General features: G+C 61.3%; 14 protein-coding genes. 3 read left to right on the forward strand and 11 right to left on the reverse strand.

Annotated elements, in window-relative coordinates:
* Positions 1-9: 9 nt before the first annotated feature.
* Both ACEN84_RS01010 and ACEN84_RS01015 read left to right on the forward strand, forming a co-directional pair.
* On the forward strand, positions 10-1215 hold the full coding sequence (locus ACEN84_RS01010) for a mandelate racemase/muconate lactonizing enzyme family protein (protein ID WP_112715939.1): 1206 nt from the start codon (positions 10-12) through the stop codon (positions 1213-1215).
* A 188-nt stretch (positions 1216-1403) separates the two neighbouring features.
* Positions 1404-2390: an aldo/keto reductase gene (locus ACEN84_RS01015; RefSeq protein ID WP_413708892.1), complete on the forward strand. Its 987-nt coding sequence runs from the start codon at positions 1404-1406 to the stop codon at positions 2388-2390.
* Positions 2391-2962: 572 nt separating this feature from the next.
* Here the strand turns inward: ACEN84_RS01015 and ACEN84_RS01020 are convergent.
* On the reverse strand, positions 2963-3466 hold the full coding sequence (locus tag ACEN84_RS01020; RefSeq protein ID WP_413708893.1) for a 2'-5' RNA ligase family protein: 504 nt from the start codon (positions 3464-3466) through the stop codon (positions 2963-2965).
* A 345-nt stretch (positions 3467-3811) separates the two neighbouring features.
* Here ACEN84_RS01020 and ACEN84_RS01025 point away from each other — a divergent pair, with 345 nt between their 5' ends.
* Positions 3812-5668, forward strand: a complete 1857-nt coding sequence (locus ACEN84_RS01025) for a glycoside hydrolase family 15 protein (protein WP_413708894.1) — start codon at positions 3812-3814, stop codon at positions 5666-5668.
* Between the two features lie 498 nt (positions 5669-6166).
* Here the strand turns inward: ACEN84_RS01025 and atzF are convergent, their stop codons facing one another.
* From atzF to ACEN84_RS01075, 10 genes are read right to left on the reverse strand one after another with little or no spacing between them, the layout of a single operon-like run.
* Positions 6167-7963 carry an allophanate hydrolase gene (atzF, locus tag ACEN84_RS01030; protein ID WP_413708895.1) on the reverse strand — a complete coding sequence of 599 codons (1797 nt, stop codon included), beginning with the start codon at positions 7961-7963 and terminating at the stop codon, positions 6167-6169.
* Positions 7960-8313: a cupin domain-containing protein gene (locus ACEN84_RS01035; RefSeq protein ID WP_130279542.1), complete on the reverse strand. Its 354-nt coding sequence runs from the start codon at positions 8311-8313 to the stop codon at positions 7960-7962. The genes atzF and ACEN84_RS01035 overlap by 4 nt, the downstream gene beginning before the upstream one ends.
* Positions 8306-8974, reverse strand: coding sequence for a cysteine hydrolase family protein (locus ACEN84_RS01040; protein WP_130279541.1), 669 nt, complete (start codon positions 8972-8974; stop codon positions 8306-8308). The genes ACEN84_RS01035 and ACEN84_RS01040 overlap by 8 nt, the downstream gene beginning before the upstream one ends.
* Positions 8974-10524 carry an ABC transporter ATP-binding protein gene (locus ACEN84_RS01045; RefSeq protein ID WP_413708896.1) on the reverse strand — a complete coding sequence of 517 codons (1551 nt, stop codon included), beginning with the start codon at positions 10522-10524 and terminating at the stop codon, positions 8974-8976. The genes ACEN84_RS01040 and ACEN84_RS01045 overlap by 1 nt, the downstream gene beginning before the upstream one ends.
* A 1-nt stretch (position 10525) precedes the next feature.
* On the reverse strand, positions 10526-11581 hold the full coding sequence (locus ACEN84_RS01050; protein ID WP_413708897.1) for a ring-opening amidohydrolase: 1056 nt from the start codon (positions 11579-11581) through the stop codon (positions 10526-10528).
* Positions 11581-12282, reverse strand: coding sequence for a cysteine hydrolase family protein (locus tag ACEN84_RS01055; protein WP_203431202.1), 702 nt, complete (start codon positions 12280-12282; stop codon positions 11581-11583). Before ACEN84_RS01055 ends, ACEN84_RS01050 begins: the two co-directional genes overlap by 1 nt.
* Positions 12283-12291: 9 nt before the next feature.
* Positions 12292-13308, reverse strand: coding sequence for a formamidase (locus ACEN84_RS01060; RefSeq protein ID WP_413708898.1), 1017 nt, complete (start codon positions 13306-13308; stop codon positions 12292-12294).
* 19 nt (positions 13309-13327) lie between these two features.
* On the reverse strand, positions 13328-14254 hold the full coding sequence (locus tag ACEN84_RS01065; RefSeq protein ID WP_112715961.1) for an ABC transporter permease: 927 nt from the start codon (positions 14252-14254) through the stop codon (positions 13328-13330).
* Entirely contained in the window at positions 14254-15384 is a 1131-nt protein-coding gene (locus ACEN84_RS01070) for an ABC transporter permease (protein ID WP_130279538.1), read from the reverse strand. The genes ACEN84_RS01065 and ACEN84_RS01070 overlap by 1 nt, the downstream gene beginning before the upstream one ends.
* A 21-nt stretch (positions 15385-15405) precedes the next feature.
* Entirely contained in the window at positions 15406-16533 is a 1128-nt protein-coding gene (locus tag ACEN84_RS01075) for a BMP family ABC transporter substrate-binding protein (RefSeq protein WP_413708899.1), read from the reverse strand.
* Positions 16534-16569: the final 36 nt, after the last annotated feature.

Raw genomic sequence — 16569 nt, forward strand, 5'->3', positions numbered from 1 at the left:
AAAACGAAGATGAAGATCACCGACCTGCGCTGCGCTGTTATCGGCAAACACCCCATCGTCCGGATTGTGACCGACGAGGGCCTCTATGGCCTCGGCGAGGTGGAATTTACCAAGACTTACCTCAAGCCATGGGTATTGCATTTTCGCGACGCTCTGATCGGTGAGGACCCCACCGACGTCGAGAGGGTGATGCTGAAGATCCGCCAGCGCGGCTCGTTCAAGCCATATGGCGCGGCCGTGAGCGCCATTGAGCATGCATTGTGGGATATCGCCGGCAAAGCGGCTGGCGTGCCGGCCTACAAGCTGCTTGGGGGCAAGGTGCGAGACAAGGTGCGCGTCTATAATGGCTCGGTGCGCCGGAAGCGTTCGGGTGATCGGCCGGAGGATTACGCCGCCGACGTCAGATGGATGATGGAGCAGCCGCAGAATTTCTTTATGGTCAAGCAGGGGATCTCGTTCCACTCCAATATGAAGGATACGGTCGAGGAATTTCATTATGGTGTGACGCAGACCAAGGCGGGTTACCACGGCGCGATGGATCAGGGCGTCATCAGCGAGCGCGGCTTCAACCATATGCTCGACTGCGTCATCGCAATGAAGGAAGTGCTTGGGGACAAAGTCAGCCTGGCGCTTGATTGTGGCCCAGGCTGGATGTTGCCGGATGCGATAAAGTTTGCTCGCGCGGTCGAGAAATACAATCTGATGTGGCTGGAGGACATGCTGACAGGCGACTATGTGCCCTGGGTCAATCCTCAGGCCTACAGGGAGCTGACCACCTCTACCTCGACACCGATTCACACCGGCGAGCAGATCTATCTCCGTCACAACTTCAAGGAGCTGATCGAAACGCAAGCCGTTCGTGTCATCGGGCCTGACCCGGCTGATGTCGGAGGTATCGCGGAACTGAAATGGATCACCGAACACGCCTATATGCACTCGATCCTGATGGCCCCACACGGAACGGCAAACGGGCTCCTTGGTCTCGGCGCGTTGATTAATGTGTGCGCGACGCTGCCGGCAAATTATGTTGCCTTCGAATATCCGACCGCCTCGGATCCTTGGTGGGAAGATCTGATCATTGGCTTGCCGGAAGAGATCGTGAAGGACAGCATGGTGGATCTTCTTGAGACGCCAGGCCTCGGTCTCGACATCGACGCGGAGAGCGCGAAGAAATACCTCAAGGAGGAAGATGCAGGATTTTTCGACCTGAACTGAAGCGTCATCAGCGCGAGCAACGACCAGGCGAAAAATAGCCTTCAACGAACGTGTCACCCAAATTTCTCGGCCCCGCTGGCAGGTGTCTGAAGCAGCCAAGTCTCCTGCCGGAAGATGGGTGGGCAGGTGAGCGACTGGTTCATTGCAATGTCTGGCCGCCTTGATCCAAATCATAGAAGGAGGAAAAGATGCTCAAACGGACGCTCGGCCGGCAGGGTCTGGAAGTCTCGGCTATTGGTTTTGGCTGCATGGGTTTGAACCATCACCGCGGTCCCGCGATGCGCTCAAGCGATGCGATCACTTTGATGCGAACGGCATTCGATCGCGGAGTGACCTTCTTCGATACCGCCGAAATCTATGGTCCTTTCACGAACGAGGAACTCGTAGGGGAGGCTCTCGCACCGATCCGCGACCACGTCGTGATTGCCACAAAATTTGGCTTCAGGGACGGGCGATCAAGCAATGGCCTTGACAGCCGGCCGGAGAGTATCCGTCGGATGGTCGATGCCGCGCTTGTCCGGCTTAGAACCGATCACATCGACCTTCTCTACCAGCACCGTATCGATCCTGACGTTGCGATGGCGGATGTTGCAGGAACGGTCAAGGATTTGATCGACGCCGGTAAAGTCTTGCACTTTGGGCTATCGGAGGCCGACGATGAAGCTATCCGGATAGCTGATGCGGTCCAGCCGGTTGCCGCCGTGCAGAGTGAGTACTCCCTGTGGTGGCGCCACCCCGAGGCGAGCGTTCTTTCGACCGTCGAAGAATTGGGGATCGGGTTCGTAGCCTATAGCCCTCTGGGACGCGGCTTCCTGTCGGGGACGATGGGGGAAAGCACGAACTTCGCGACCGACAACGATCAGCGCAAGACAAATCCCTATCTCTCAGCTGAAAATCGCGCGGCGAACCAACCGATCATTGATGCGATCAAGGCAATCGCGGAGGAAAAGCGGGCGACCGCTGCACAGGTTGCGATCGGTTGGTTGCTGGCACGGAAGCCATGGATTGTTCCCATTCCCGGAACGACGAAGCTGCAAAGGCTCGACGAAAATCTCGATGCGCTTTCCCTTGAGTTCAGTGAAAGTGATCTGGAGAAAATCGATCGCCTACTTTCGACCATCACGGTTCACGGTGAGCGCTATGCCAGCGCTCCTGCGCCAACGGCCGAACGATAGAGCGCCGGTTCCCGTCGCAGCCTTACAGAGCCATTTCAGGCTGCCATGTCCTGTCGGCAAACGAGACATCTTACGGCGATGAGCCGCCGCCGCTGATCGTCCTATCCAAGTGGGGAAGCGTTACCGTCCGGAGATAATTCTGCAGATGTTTTGAGCCCCGTGCCTGTCACGTTTGCCCAAGCGTCTCTATAACCTCTAAGCCAGGCCGCATAGAGGTCAGGTCGACCTTGATAAGGGTTTGCAAACAGTAAGGCCCCATTTCGCGCGCTCAAACAACCGGCCTGCTCGGCGTCCTTGGTTTCCCTCATCAAGCTCATAAGGATCTCCACAAAAGCAAGATTGATAGAAAAATCTGGTTGATGTCCAACGTCGGTACTTCTCCCGCTGCCAATGTCAAGTGGCAGAGGCCGCGGGATTGGCGTCCAACCGCTGCAGGCCTGATCGTTCGCCAGAGCTTATAAAGTGGGTCTTCAACCATGCGTTGTCCATGATCGATGGCGCCACCGTTGCCATTCTTCGCGGCTTTCAACCCGTCGGCTTCCCGGCATCAAGCGGGGGCAACAGCCAGTTGCCTATCTCGCCGGATCGGAGAAGCTATACGCTGCCTCCAGCTTCCAGGGACCACCTTGGTAGTGCCATAGCTGATACCCAATCATGTTCAATGTCTTCGGCTCAAACTCTTTGCGTAGTTCGTCGAACAACAGGTTGGCCTTTTTCGTGTCGACCCCGTTTTGCACGGTAATGTGCGGCCGCCATGGCCGAAGGTCCTGCGGGCAAAGCCACGACTGAAAGCTGCGTCGCAAGGCAGCGCGAATATTGTTGAGCTCGTCGGAGGCGACCGCGAATGCGACGCCACGGCCAAGGTGGTATATGCCGGTCGTTGTCACTGTCGCAGGCACGACGTCTGCTGCCAGGGCGGCGAGTGTTGAACGGATGTCTGCGAGGCGGATGTTATCGATTTGATGAAACATCGTCAGATGCGCGCGCAAGAAGTTGCGGGGACTGGGAAAGTGCCTTTTACGCAAGGCTTCAAACGCTGCGAGATCGTCATCGGGGAATGCTGCGGTCAGGATCATAGCATCGAGATAGATTGACGCAGTTAAAATACAAGCAGGGGCATCTCAGAGAAGCGCGCAAAGGCGCTCAGTGCGCTGGTCTGGCCAAACAAGCTACCAGCATCGCTCGGCGGTTGATCGCCGGTGGAGAGATGAACGCCAGGTCGACACCACCATGAGGCTGTCGGGGCACGGCGCCGCCCGCTGCCGGGACCGGAGCGAAGAATGCAGGTAGCCGAGAAGGCAGGCGATCCTTACCACCCACAGACCTCCCTGTGGAATTAGCGCTTTAATGTTGTCACCGATCGCCACGAAACCGAATCTCGGTCGGCGCGTTTTGAGCAGGCAACATGACTGGAGTGGCGGATGGAACGCCTGTCGACAGGATACGACGAGATTGAACGTGAAAAGCAGGGAAACGTCATACCGCGTCCGATCTCTGATCATGGCGTTATCGGTGACCTCGCAACACTGGCCTTGGTCGCCAAGGATGGGACGATCGATTTCATGTGTTGGCCGAACTTTGACAGTCCGACAATCTTCGCGGCGCTCCTCGATCCCGAAAATGGTGGAAACTTCGAAATCTCGCCGAATATCGCTGATGCCAGGGTGGTCCATCAATACCGTCCAGATACCAATGTGCTCATCACCCGTTGGATGGGCGCTGATGCGAGCGCGGAACTTACTGATTTCATGGCCGTCAACAACGGCGTAGCCGGCACAGCGACGACGCTCGCGCGGCGTCTGAAGATCACGCGCGGCAAGGTCCAGTTCACGATGCGCTGCGCGCCGCGTTTCGACTACGCCCGGCAAAAGATGGGCGCTATCGTGAACGGCAAAGAGGCATCTTGGGAGCCGTCAGCTTCCGTTCAGGGATTTCGTTTGTCGTCCAACACTGGCCTTTCCGCCGATGGCGCCGACGTCGTAGCTGGCGGTCTCCTGATGGCCGGAGAGACGGCAGATTTCATCCTTGCAGCTGTCGATCAGCGTCAAATCGAGATATCGGAGATTGATGGTTTCGAGGACGCCACCATTGCCTATTGGCAGAATTGGGCTTCGCAATCAACCTATCGCGGCCGATGGCGGGAGATGGTCAACAGATCAGCGCTGACGCTGAAGCTGATGACGTCAAGGCGCCACGGCTCTATTGTTGCAGCGGGAACTTTTGGCTTGCCCGAAGCGCCCGGGGGTAGCCGCAATTGGGATTATCGCGCGACATGGATCCGGGATGCATCCTTTACTGTTTACGCCTTGATGCGACTTGGATACCAGCAGGAGGCCGAGGCTTTCAACGGCTGGATCGGCAAGCGCGCTATGAGATGCGGTTCCCGAGGCAAACTTGATATCATGTATGCCGTCGATGGTGGGCAAGTGCCGGAAGAGGTCAGTCTTGACCATCTGCGGGGCTATGGCGGAGCGCGTCCGGTTCGCATCGGCAACAAGGCATCCGAGCAGTTCCAGCTTGATATCTACGGCGAGCTTATGGATGCGATCTATCTCAGCAACAAATACGGTCACGCCATCTCTCATGACGGCTGGCGTGGCGTGCGAGACGTCATCGACAATGTGTGCGAGCATTGGCAGGATGCCGATGCGGGTATCTGGGAAATGCGCCGGGAGCCGCAGCATTTCCTCCATTCCCGGCTGATGTGCTGGGTGGCGGTTGATCGCGCGATACGCCTTGCGAGCAAGCGCTCGCTGGCTGCGCCTTTCGCCAAATGGATCGACGTGCGCAATGATATCTATGAGGACATCTGGGCCAATTTCTGGAATGAGGAAAACGGACATTTTGTTCAAACGAAGAATGGCGATAGCCTCGACGCATCCCTGCTACTGATGCCACTGGTGCGCTTCGTCAGTGCGACAGACCCGCGATGGCTGGCAACTCTTGACGCGATCGGGCGAACCCTTTCTGACGACGGCGTCGTCTATCGCTACAAGAGCGCCGACGGTTTGCGCGGCCGGGAAGGTGCTTTCTCGGCCTGTTCTTTCTGGTATGCAGAATGCCTTGCGCGCGCCGGCGACCTGAAGAAGGCGCGGCAGGTATTCGAGGCGGTCCTCAACTACGCCAACGATCTCGGTCTTTATGCCGAGGAGTTCGATGTCCGCTCTGACTTGATCGGCAATTTTCCGCAAGCTTTCACGCATTTGGCGCTGATCAGCGCAGCCTATTATCTCGACCGTGAGCTTGATCGACGAAACGACCAAGAATGGCGGCCGTAAGCAATGGCGGTTGCGGATCCCGGCGTGCGAGCAGAAATGAATAGCCATCTGTCGAGCGCACGTTCGATAGCAGTGCCGGGCCGACTGGCCGGAGGATCCGGCTTGATCCGTGAGCACGCCACCCTGTCTCGGAGACTGCTGACCGCTCTCGGCGGCCGTCCCTTGCGAGCGACCGTTGCAAGGGAAAAAGGAGATCACGCTCGCCCGCGTGATCTCCAATTAAAACTGCTCCACGCCCCCGCAAAGCAGTCGATGCCAGAGAGGAACTGACAAGCTGAGACTGAGGCGGTTTGGTTAATGCAGCGTTAATGAACGACGACATGATTTTGCCGCTGTGAACAGCGCTGAAAAACAAAAACGGTTCATCGCATGGGTCAGCCGTGCGTCAACTCATGTGCCATCGACGGTTTTGCGAACATCTCTTGCTTCATCAGCACTCAGCGACATTGACCGCATCGACCGACGCGGCGTGCATGGCAATGGCAGGATGACGGGCAACTATTTACCCGTCAGGAACGCGCGCCAGCCTCCAAATGCCGTAATGTCGGCACAGTTGCTCACTGCAGATGCTTCAACGAGGAAGCCCTTAACACTGGACCCATCGGCCAAGGCGATCGTCCCGATCCCTAAGGGGGATGGTATCTCGGCGACGACACTTCCGAACGCCTCAGCAGACAAACGCCAAACCTCCACGTCGATTTCGCCGCCTTCTCCATCACGGATGCGAAGCAGGCCGGGCTTCGAAGGCTTCTGGGATGTCAATTCGAACAATCGGTACGCATCGGATGTCTTTGCGGTGCGCACAAAACGCGCGTCCCTGGATGTGAGTTGGGCATTGAGAGGCATGCCGCTCAGATGAGCTCCGACCACCGCAATTTCAATTTGGCCACGCGCGGGTGGCGCCACGGCAGCGGTCTTTGGAAGCGTCCAGCCGGTAGCACCCAGCGTTAGGCCGCTCGCCTGGTGAAGCCTCCGCGCCACGGCGCCAGCGATGCCGTCCTGGCCAGCTGGCGCAAGCAGCGTCACGCTCGATGGCAGGCCGTCGCGGCGCCGGCCACAGGGTACGGCGATGCCGCAGAGATCGAGCAGATTGACGAAATTCGTGTAGGTGCCCAGCCGCGAGTTCTCGCGGATCGGTTCGGCTTCCAGCTCGGCGACAGTGAAGTGCCGCGGTGCCGTCGGCACGCAGAGCAGATCGACCGAGGCGATGACAGGCGCGAGCTGCTTTTTATAGGCCTGAAGCGCGTAGAGGCCGCGGAAGGCGTCCGAGGCGGAGAGCGTCCTGGCGCCGCCATAAATCTTGCGGGTTACCGGATGGAAGCTCGCTTCCTTCGCATCAAAGAATTCCTTGACGGCGGCATAGCGCTCGGCGACCCAGGCCCCCTCGTAGAGCAAATCGGCGACCTTATAGAAATCGTGGAAGGGCAGTTCGGTGATCGCGTAGCCCATCCCGGCGAGGTCATCGAGGCTCTTGTCAAAAGCTTCAGCCATCGCCTCGTCGCCAAAGAACCGCAGATCGGCACGCGCCGGCACGCCGATTCTCAGAACCGGCGGCAGCGCCTCTAGCGCAAGCGGGCCGTAATCTCTCGAATAAGCGTCGGTTTCATCTGGCGCGGCCGCAGCCGAGAACACGCACCATGCATCGTCGACCGTCAGCGCGAAGACCGAGACGCAATCGAGCGTGCGGCAGGCGGGGACGACGCCCGATGTCGAAAGCGCGCCGAGGCTCGGCTTCAGCCCAACGATGTTGTTGAGGCCGGCGGGAATGCGGCCGGAGCCGGCTGTATCGGTGCCGAGCGCGAAGCTGACGATGCCCTGGGCGGTGGCGACCGCCGATCCGGAAGACGAGCCCCCTGGCACAAGCTTGGGATCGATGGCGTTGCGCGGTATCGGATAGGGCGAGCGGACGCCGACGAGGCCAGTGGCGAACTGATCAAGATTGGTCTTGCCGACGACAATGGCACCGGCCGCCTTCAGCCGGGCAACGACGGTCGCATCCTTTTCGGGCGTATAGGCATAGTCGGGGCAGGCGGCGGTGGTCGGCATGCCCGTGACGTCGATATTATCCTTGACGGCGAAGGGGATGCCCCAGAGCGGCTTTGCCGACGGGTCGAATGTGCCGAGCGCCGATGCTTGGGCGAGCAGATCCGCCTTGCTGGCAATTGAGATGAAGATGCCCGGATCGTTTACCGCCGCGATGCGGGCGAAGACCGCCTCGATCACATCCTCGGCCTTTCCGCCGTCGGCGTAGAAGGCGTGCAGTGAACTGATATCGAAGGCTGGTGCCGTCCTCATGCCATTTCCTCTTCCAAAATCCTCACCGGCCTGTCCCACTGGATCAGGACCACGCATCCGGTATCGCTCCACACCGAATGCTCGGTGCCTTCGGCATTGACGACATAGCTTCCTCGGCCGTAGTCGCCCGCCTCGTCGGATTGCGTGCCATCGAGAACGAAGATCGTCTCCAAGCCCTGGTGGCGGTGCCGGGGGACTGCTGCTCCTGCCTCGTATTTCAAGAGCGCTATCCCCGGCTGGTCCGCCTCGAACCTGCGGATCCAGTGTATCTCCACCCCGTCACGGAATGGCTCGAAGGCCAGTTTATTCCAGCCGCCCAGCGTTAGCATCTCGCGCGTCGTTTCAGGCATCGGCGATTCCTTTCAGAATATCGTCCACATGGGCGGTCCAGCCGACGATCGCGCCCTGGGCGCGGATCATGTCGATTGCCGCCTTTTTGAATTCGGGGAAATAGCTTTCGGTCGCCTCTTCGGCGAGCAGGCACTCGTAACCGCGGTCGTTGGCTTCGCGCATCGTCGTCTGCACACAGACCTCGGTGGTGACGCCGGCAAAGACCAGCTGGCCGATGCCTTTCTCTTTCAGGATGTCGCCGAGCGGCGTGGCATAGAAGGCGCCCTTGCCAGGCTTCTCGATAACGATCTCGCCATCGACGGGTGCAAGCTCAGGGAGAATAGCTGTTCCCGGCTCGCCTGCGATCAGGATGCGGCCCATCGGACCGGCATCGCCGATCCTCAGCGACGGGCTGCCGCGATCGCGCTTTGCCGGCGGCAGATCGGAAAGATCGGGCTTGTGGCATTCCATCGTGTGAATGACCGGCAGTCCCGCCTGGCGGAAGCCTTCTATCAGGCGCTTGACGTCGGGAATGATCCTGGTGATCCGGCTGACATCGTTGCCGAGGCTGGCGCCGAAGCCGCCGGGCTCGGCGAAATCACGCTGCATGTCGATGACGACGAGGGCCAGTTCGCCCGGTCTTGCCGGGAAGGCAAATGGTTCTGCCGCAATGCCGACCATCAGTGATGTCCTGCCATATGGGCGCCGATCACGCCGATGTCGGCACCGCGGGCTGGCGTTTCGTAAACCAGCTTGCCTTCCGAGATGACCATAATGCGATCGGACATTTCCAGGAGCTCGTCCAGATCTTCCGACAGCAGCAGCACCGCCGTTCCGGCGTTGCGCGCCTTCATGATGCGGGCTCGGATATCGGCGACAGCAGAAAAGTCGAGGCCGAAACAGGGATTGGAGACGATCAGGAGATCGACATCGCCGGTCAGCTCGCGGGCAAGCACCGCACGCTGCACGTTGCCGCCCGACAGAGCCGCGATCGGCGAGGCGGACGAGGCGGTCTTCACCTTGAAATCGGCAATCAGATCGGCGGCGCGCTTCTTCATCTGTCCCTTGCTCAGCCAGATAGCATCGCCGCCGCCGTCCTTGAGATCGAAGGTGCGGAAGGCAAGGTTCTCTCTGACGGTCATCTTCGGGGCGCAGGCGTTCTGCAGCGGCTCTTCGGGGATGAAGCGGACGTTGTGCTGGCGCGTTTCCGGCCGGGTGGCGCCGTAGCGGCTGCCCTTGACGGAGACGCTGCCTGCTTCCAGCGGGCGCTGCCCTGCGAGAATTTCTGTCAGTTCCTTCTGGCCGTTGCCGGATATGCCGGCGATCCCGAGGATTTCGCCCGAGCGGACGGTGAGCCTGTCGATCTCGATGGTCTTGAGGCCGGAGCGATCCGGTGCCTTGGCGGCCTCGACGGCAAGCACCATCGGCGCGCTATCGGAAACCGGTGTGCGGGCGTCGAGCTCGGCAAGCTTGACGTCGCCGATCATCATCGCCGCCATATCGGATATCGAGAGCTCGCCGATCTTGCCGCTGCCGACCAGCTTGCCGCGGCGCAGGATCGAGACGGCATCGGCAAACTTGGTCACCTCGTGGAACTTGTGGCTGATCATCAGTACGGTCAGCTCGCCGCGCTCGGTCATAGCGCGCACGAGCCCCAGCATCTCGTCGGCTTCGGCCGGGGTCAGCACCGATGTCGGTTCGTCAAGCACGATGAAGGAGCGGCCGAGATAGAGCTGCTTGACGATCTCAAGCTTCTGCTTTTCGCCGGCCGCCAGCTCGCTGACAGGGCGTTCGAGCGGGATCTTGAACGGCATGCGTTCCATGAAGGCCGCAAGATCACGGCGTTCCTTGGCCCAGTTGATGACTGCGGGCACTTCGGCTCCGCTGATCACCAGGTTTTCGGCGCCGGTTAGCGACGGCACCAGTGTGAAGTGCTGGTAGACCATGCCGAGGCCATAGGCAGCCGCATCCCGGGGCGAGGCGATCGCAGCCTCGCGGCCGCCGACCGATAGCGAGCCCGATGTGGCATGGTAGAAGCCCATGATGCATTTGACGAGGGTCGATTTGCCGGCGCCGTTTTCTCCGAGCAGCGCGTGAAAGCTGCCGGCAGGAATGCTGATCGAGACGTTGTCCAGTGCGGTGAACGACCCGAAGCGCATGGTCATGCCGAGGGTATCGATACCGATGGCCTTGCCGGCCTGGGGAAGGGGCGTGTCGCGAACGATGCTCACTTCAACTCTCCTTTTCAACAATGATGGCGACGGGACCGCCGCCGGAGGGACCCTGGTGTTCGGCCCCGCCGGAGACATAGAGATCGGTCATGCCGAAGACGCCGGCGAGCACGCCGCCGACGAAGGCGCGGGCATGGCGTGTGCCTGATATGTCGGAATCGTCGAGCATGGTGTGGCGCAGACCACCGACCTTTCCCGACGGGTCGGGCTCAGCCTTGGCGAGCACCGCGGTGAGACGGGCACTGGCGGGCAGACGATCGCGTGCCTTTAGCACGGAGGATGTGTCGATCGCATTCTCCATCACGGCATGGTCGATCGCGAAGGGACCGGACCAGCCGTTGCCCATGCCGAGCACGACGATTTCATGGTCAAGCAATTCGACGCCGCCGGAGGTGGATGCGCGGCGAGAGAAGATGGCGTAGCGCGTGCAGATGTCGGCGTCGGCAATCGAACCTGGGTCGGCCTCGCCGAGGGCGACGGCGGCACCGAGGGCGGAGGCACCGCGCGACAGGCCCATCGATTTCAGCGTGTCGCGGGTCGCGACCGCCTCGCCTTCGTTCTCGGCGACGCCAACGCGGGCCAGCGTCAGAAGCGGGCATTTGATCTGGACGAAATGCACGTCCCTCGGGTCATCGATGCCGGCATCGCGCATCGCCGCCTTCACACCGTTGGCGACCATCAGGATCTGCTGGCGGCGCCCGAGATGGTGGAAGGGAAGGACCGGCGTACGTGCGGTGCCGATCGCCAACGCGCGGCCCGCCGGCGCCTCGCTCTTTTCGCGGGAAAAGACCGTCCAGTGCGGCGACAGCGCGCCCTCCGTGCCGCCGGACATGACGAGGCAGACGCCGGTGACGTCATGCCTCGCGAACAGCGCTTCGAAGCTGCGGCTGGCAAAGCCGCGGGTGAAGTCGTTGACGCAGCCATTGCCTTCCGTCTTGCCGAGGATGGCAACGACGCTTTCCGGCCTCAGCCCGGCGGCAAACAGCGCCTCGACGCCGGAGACGTCGTCGGGGCCGGCTGCCGCAACGCGATAGACATGGGCACGCATTGAGGACATCAGGGCAGCGCCTCGATCAGAGTGTTCGAATTGGAGACCGAGCCGAACACGCCGCCCTGCATCTTCACCATCTTGATGGCGGCGAGATGATTGCCGTAATCGGTGGCGCCGCAGCAGTCTTCGAGCAGCAGGCATTCGAAGCCGCGGTCGTTGGCTTCGCGCATGGTGGTCGAGACGCAGACATCAGTGGTGATGCCGGTCAGGATGATGTTTTCGATACGCTTCTGGTTGAGGATCAGCTCCAGGTCGGTGGCGCAGAAGGAACCCTTGCCGGGCTTGTCGATGATCGTCTCGCCGGCGACCGGGTACAGTTCGGGGATGATGTCCCAGCCTGGTTCGCCACGGGTGAGAATGCGGCCGCAGGGGCCGGGATCGCCGATGCCGGCGCCGATGCGTTGCGAACGCCAGCGCTTGTTGGCCGGCAGGTCGGCGAGATCGGGCCGGTGGCCCTCGCGGGTATGGATGATGTGATAGCCCTTGGCACGCATGGCTGTAAGCACCGCCTTGATCGGCTCGATCGGTGCCTGGACCAGCGACAGGTCGTAGCCCATGTGATCGACATAGCCGCCCTTGCCGCAGAAATCGGTCTGCATGTCGATGATGATGAGAGCGGTATTGTCGGGTCGCAGCGCGCCATTATACGGCCAGGGATAGGGGTCGGCGGTGATGTAATGCATCTTGGTCTCGACCAGAGTGTCCATCGTCTTGTCCTATTCGGCAGCGGGTTTGAGGGTTTCGCCGTAGCGGCGTGCCGGCGTGTCGAAGCCGCAGGAGGTGCCGTCGGTGACCTTGATCTGGTCTTCCCAGGGCAAGCGGTAGCGGCCGGCGATCAGGTCGTGCATGTAGCTGTAGGGCGCGTCACCGGCGCCACCCGATACCGCGACATAACCGCGATGGCCGAACTGGTAGATGTTGTTTTCGACACCCCAGCCGAGACGTGCCTCTCGGACGAGATCGGGACGGACCTCGGCGGTGATGATCTCGTTGACGCGGCCGGATGTGCCGTGAGCGATGATCGTGCCGTCGAAATTGCAGATCATGCCTTCGCCCATGGAATCGAAGGTGCCGTCGGAGCCGCACATGCAGACACTGGCGGTGACCATGAGATTGCAGAAGGCGTTGGACTGGTTGGTGAACTTCCAGCTGTCGCGGATCGGCGCGGTATAGCCCGCCGTGCGGATCATGATCTCGGCGCCCTTGTAGGCGCATTCGCGGGCCATTTCCGGGAACATGCCGTCGTGGCAGATGATCAGCGCAAGCTTCGCGCCCTTCGGGCCGTCGATCACGGGAATGCCAAGATCGCCGGGCTCCCATGGCTCGATCGGGACCCAGGGATGCATCTTGCGATAGTAGAGCTTGAGCTTGCCCTGATCGTCGATGACGATGCCGGAATTGTAGGGCATGCCGCCGGGGTTCAGCTCCATGATCGAGAAGCAGCCCCAGATGGCGTTGTCGCGGCAGGCCTGCTTGAAGGCGGCGACTTCAGGACCGTCGAGGCTGCACATGATATCCGGATTGATGTCCATCGACAGGCCGTGCAGGGCATATTCGGGGAAGACCACGAGATCCATGCCCGGCTGATTGCGTCTCGCCTTGCCGACGAGATAGACGATCACCTGCGTCTGGCGCGCAAGGTCCGCCCTGGTGACGGTGACCGGCAATTGCAGCTGGACGAGGCCGATGCCGACACCGTGCTCCGATTTGTTCAAACCGCCTAGGCCGTTCATGGCTGGGCTCCTTTCTGGTTCATTTCGTCAGTGACAGGGCGCCCGGCGCGCCCGTCAGCGAGCGGTTGGGCGACGAGGTGGCGATCAAGATGGCGAGCGTCAGCACGTAGGGGGCGGCGTAGAAGAGGTAATAGCCCTGCGTGACGCCGACCGACTGCAATGCCGGACCAAGCGCACCGGCGCCGCCGAAGAGCAGTGCCGCAAAGAAGCAGCCGATCGGGTTCCAGCGCGCGAAGATGACGAGCGCGACGGCCATCAGGCCCTGTCCGGAGGAGATCCCCTCGTTCCAGGAGCCGGGATAGTAGAGCGACAGATAGGCGCCGCCGATCGCTGCCAGCGAGCCGCCGGTGGCCGTGGCGAGCAGACGGACGCGGTCCGGATTGATGCCCATGGCACGCGCCGCATCGGTACTGTCGCCGACGACCCGCAGGATCAGTCCGACGCGCATGTTCCGGAACGCCCACCAGAGCAGGAATGCCAACGCGGCGCCGATGACAAACAGCACATTGATGTTCAGGGCGGCCTGTATCTGCGGGCTCGCCGACCAGAAGCCGAGCGGGATGGCCGGCAGGCGCGGGGCAACCGGCTGGATGAACGGCTTGCCGAGGAAGAAGGCGAGGCCAAGCCCGAACTGCATCATGGCGATGCCGATGGCGATATCGTTGACCTTCGGCCATTTACAGATCCAGCCGTGCACCAAGCCGAAGATCGCGCCCGACCCCATCGCGGCGAGTACGCCGAGCCAGGGAGAGCCGGTCATGACGGCGATGGCATAGGCGGTCATGGCGCCGAAGACGAGCGTGCCTTCGAGGCCGAGATTGATGCGGCCGGAGCGTTCGGTGATCGTCTCGCCGAGACTGACGAAGATGAAGGGGGTGGAGACGCGGATCGCGCCGGCCAGGATTGCAAGCGGAACACCCCAGATGCCGATGCCTGAACTTTCCATCACTGGTTCCTTTTCCAGAGGTCCGGATTGAAGATCTTGAAGCGGCCGTAGAAGGTCTCGCAGAACAGGATGACGATGAAGAGCGTGCCCTGGAGGACGAGAACCGTGGCGTCCGGCAGGCCCATGCGCCGCTGGATCAGACCGCCCGAGGCATCGATGCCGCCGAGCAGGATGGCAACGGGGATGATGGCCAGCGGATTATGCCGCGCAAGGAAGGCGACGAGGATGCCTGTATAGCCGTAGCCGGCCGCAAGCGAAGCATTGGCGCCGCCCTGGACGGCCGCCACCTCGATCATGCCCGCCAGTCCGGCAAAACTCCCGGCGATCGCGGTGAAGCCGGTGATCAGCCTGCCGACCGGCAGGCCCTGGATCTGGGCGGCGCGGACGTTGCCGCCGGCGATGCGCGCGGCAAAGCCGTAGCTGGTCGCCTCGATCAGCAACCAGGAGAGGATGCAGGCGGCGATGCCGATCGCCAGACCCCAATGGACGTCCATGCCGGGGATCTTGCCGAGCATGTATTCGGCCGGTAACGGCGCGGTGGATGGCTTGTTGAGACTGGCCGGATCGCGCAGCGGTCCCTCGACGAACTGGTTCATCAGGGCAATGGCGATATAGGCGAGCAGCAGCGAGGAGATCGTCTCGTTGACGCCGCGATAGTGGCGCAGGAAGCCGGCAAGGCCGATCCACAAGCCGCCTGCAACCATTGCCGCCAGGCCCATCAGGATCAGCGTCGGCCAGACCGGCGCAAAGCCGACGAGTGGCAGAGCGATCGCCGCCGCTGCGACCCCTCCGAGCACGACAGCGCCTTCGCCGCCGATGATGACGAGGCCGAGACGGGCGGGAAGTGCTACGCAGAGTGCCGTCAGCAGCAGAGGGGAAGCTCGGCTCAGGCAGTTCTGGATCGAAAACCAGCTGCCGAAACCGCCGGTATACATCAGCTGGAAGAGCATCGCCGGCGACTTGCCGATGATGAGGATGAAGAGGGAGAAGAGCGCGAGCCCGATCAGGATGGCCACGAGCCCGATGGCGACGGGCTCGGTGCGCCGCGCCAGCCATTCGATGGCCGGGCGCAGCGAGGCGGGCTTGGCAGGAGCGGCTGTCATTGCGGGATCGTGGGTCTCGACCGTCATGGCACTTCTCCCTTCAATCCATCAGGCGGTGGATCCGACGACGCCCTCGACCAGATAATCCATGCTCTCGAGCTCGATCGCGTCCTCGGCGAAGCTCTTGCCGCCGGCGATCACCTCGTTGCCCTTGTTGTCTTTCATCGGGCCCTTGAAGACCGAGAAGCCGCCCTTCATGATTTCCGCATGCGTCGCTTCGAACGCCTTGCGGCCTGCCTCCGGCACTGCCGGTCCGAGCGGGCTCATCTTGACGAAGCCGTCCTTCAGGCCGCCGCGGACGAAGTTGGCGAGCTTTTCGCCGGCCTGGGCCTTCTTGACGAAGTCGGTGTAGACGTTGCCCCAGGCCCATTCGGCGCCGGTCAGGTATTTTTCAGGAGCCAGCGGGCTCTGGTTGGCGTGATAGCCGCAGACGAAGGCATTGCGGCCAGCCGCCGTCTCGACGACGACCTTCGGGCTATCGACATGGCAGGTGATGACGTCGGCGCCCTGATCGATCAGCGCGTTGGTCGCTTCCGCTTCCTTGACCGCCAGCGACCACTCGCCGGTGAAGATCACTTGGCAGGTGATAGTCGGATCGACGCTGCGGGCGCCGAGCAGGAAGGAATTGATGTTCTGGATGACCTGCGGGATTGGTTTGGCTGCGACGAAGCCGATCTTCTTGCTCTTCGTCGTATGGCCGGCGGCGATACCGTTCAGATACTGGCCCTGGCCGATATAGCCGAAATAGGAGCCGGTATTCTTCGGATGCTTGCCCTCCTGCCAGAGGCCGCCGCAATGGCGGAACTGGATATCCGGATATTTGGCGGCCATGGCCAGCATGTGCGGATCGAAATAGCCGAAGGAGGTCGGGAAGAGCAGCGTTGCGCTGTCGAGGTTGATCATCGATTCCATGGTCTTCTGAACGTCTACGGTCTCGGGGACGTTTTCTTCTTCGACGACGGTGACGCCGGGAATCGCCTTGACGACGGCGGCACCCTCGGCATGCGCCTGGTTGTAGCCGTAGTCATCCTTTGGGCCGACATAGATGAAACCAATGGTCAGAGCATTCTGGGCGAGCGAGCGTGACGCGGTGAGGCCGGTAACGGTTGCGGCGAAGGCGCCGGCAGCAGTAGCAGTCAGAAATTTGCGGCGGTTCATGGGAAGGAGGTCGGTCATTGCAGGCTCCTTGACGGCTGGGCCGATAAAAAGGGT

Source organism: Rhizobium sp. Rhizsp82 (assembly GCF_047325115.1).
Taxonomy (GTDB): domain Bacteria; phylum Pseudomonadota; class Alphaproteobacteria; order Rhizobiales; family Rhizobiaceae; genus Rhizobium.

Bases quoted from the DNA above. Each gene is read 5' to 3' on its own strand.
- ACEN84_RS01065 (WP_112715961.1), bottom strand. From the start codon at position 14,254: ATGGAAAGTTCAGGCATCGGCATCTGGGGTGTTCCGCTTGCAATCCTG.
- ACEN84_RS01075 (WP_413708899.1), bottom strand. From the start codon at position 16,533: ATGACCGACCTCCTTCCCATGAACCGCCGCAAATTTCTGACTGCTACT.
- ACEN84_RS01020 (WP_413708893.1), bottom strand. From the start codon at position 3,466: ATGATCCTGACCGCAGCATTCCCCGATGACGATCTCGCAGCGTTTGAA.
- ACEN84_RS01025 (WP_413708894.1), top strand. From the start codon at position 3,812: ATGGAACGCCTGTCGACAGGATACGACGAGATTGAACGTGAAAAGCAG.
- ACEN84_RS01070 (WP_130279538.1), bottom strand. From the start codon at position 15,384: ATGACGGTCGAGACCCACGATCCCGCAATGACAGCCGCTCCTGCCAAG.
- ACEN84_RS01055 (WP_203431202.1), bottom strand. From the start codon at position 12,282: ATGGACACTCTGGTCGAGACCAAGATGCATTACATCACCGCCGACCCC.
- ACEN84_RS01060 (WP_413708898.1), bottom strand. From the start codon at position 13,308: ATGAACGGCCTAGGCGGTTTGAACAAATCGGAGCACGGTGTCGGCATC.
- ACEN84_RS01050 (WP_413708897.1), bottom strand. From the start codon at position 11,581: ATGTCCTCAATGCGTGCCCATGTCTATCGCGTTGCGGCAGCCGGCCCC.
- atzF (WP_413708895.1), bottom strand. From the start codon at position 7,963: ATGAGGACGGCACCAGCCTTCGATATCAGTTCACTGCACGCCTTCTAC.
- ACEN84_RS01010 (WP_112715939.1), top strand. From the start codon at position 10: ATGAAGATCACCGACCTGCGCTGCGCTGTTATCGGCAAACACCCCATC.
- ACEN84_RS01035 (WP_130279542.1), bottom strand. From the start codon at position 8,313: ATGCCTGAAACGACGCGCGAGATGCTAACGCTGGGCGGCTGGAATAAA.
- ACEN84_RS01040 (WP_130279541.1), bottom strand. From the start codon at position 8,974: ATGGTCGGCATTGCGGCAGAACCATTTGCCTTCCCGGCAAGACCGGGC.
- ACEN84_RS01015 (WP_413708892.1), top strand. From the start codon at position 1,404: ATGCTCAAACGGACGCTCGGCCGGCAGGGTCTGGAAGTCTCGGCTATT.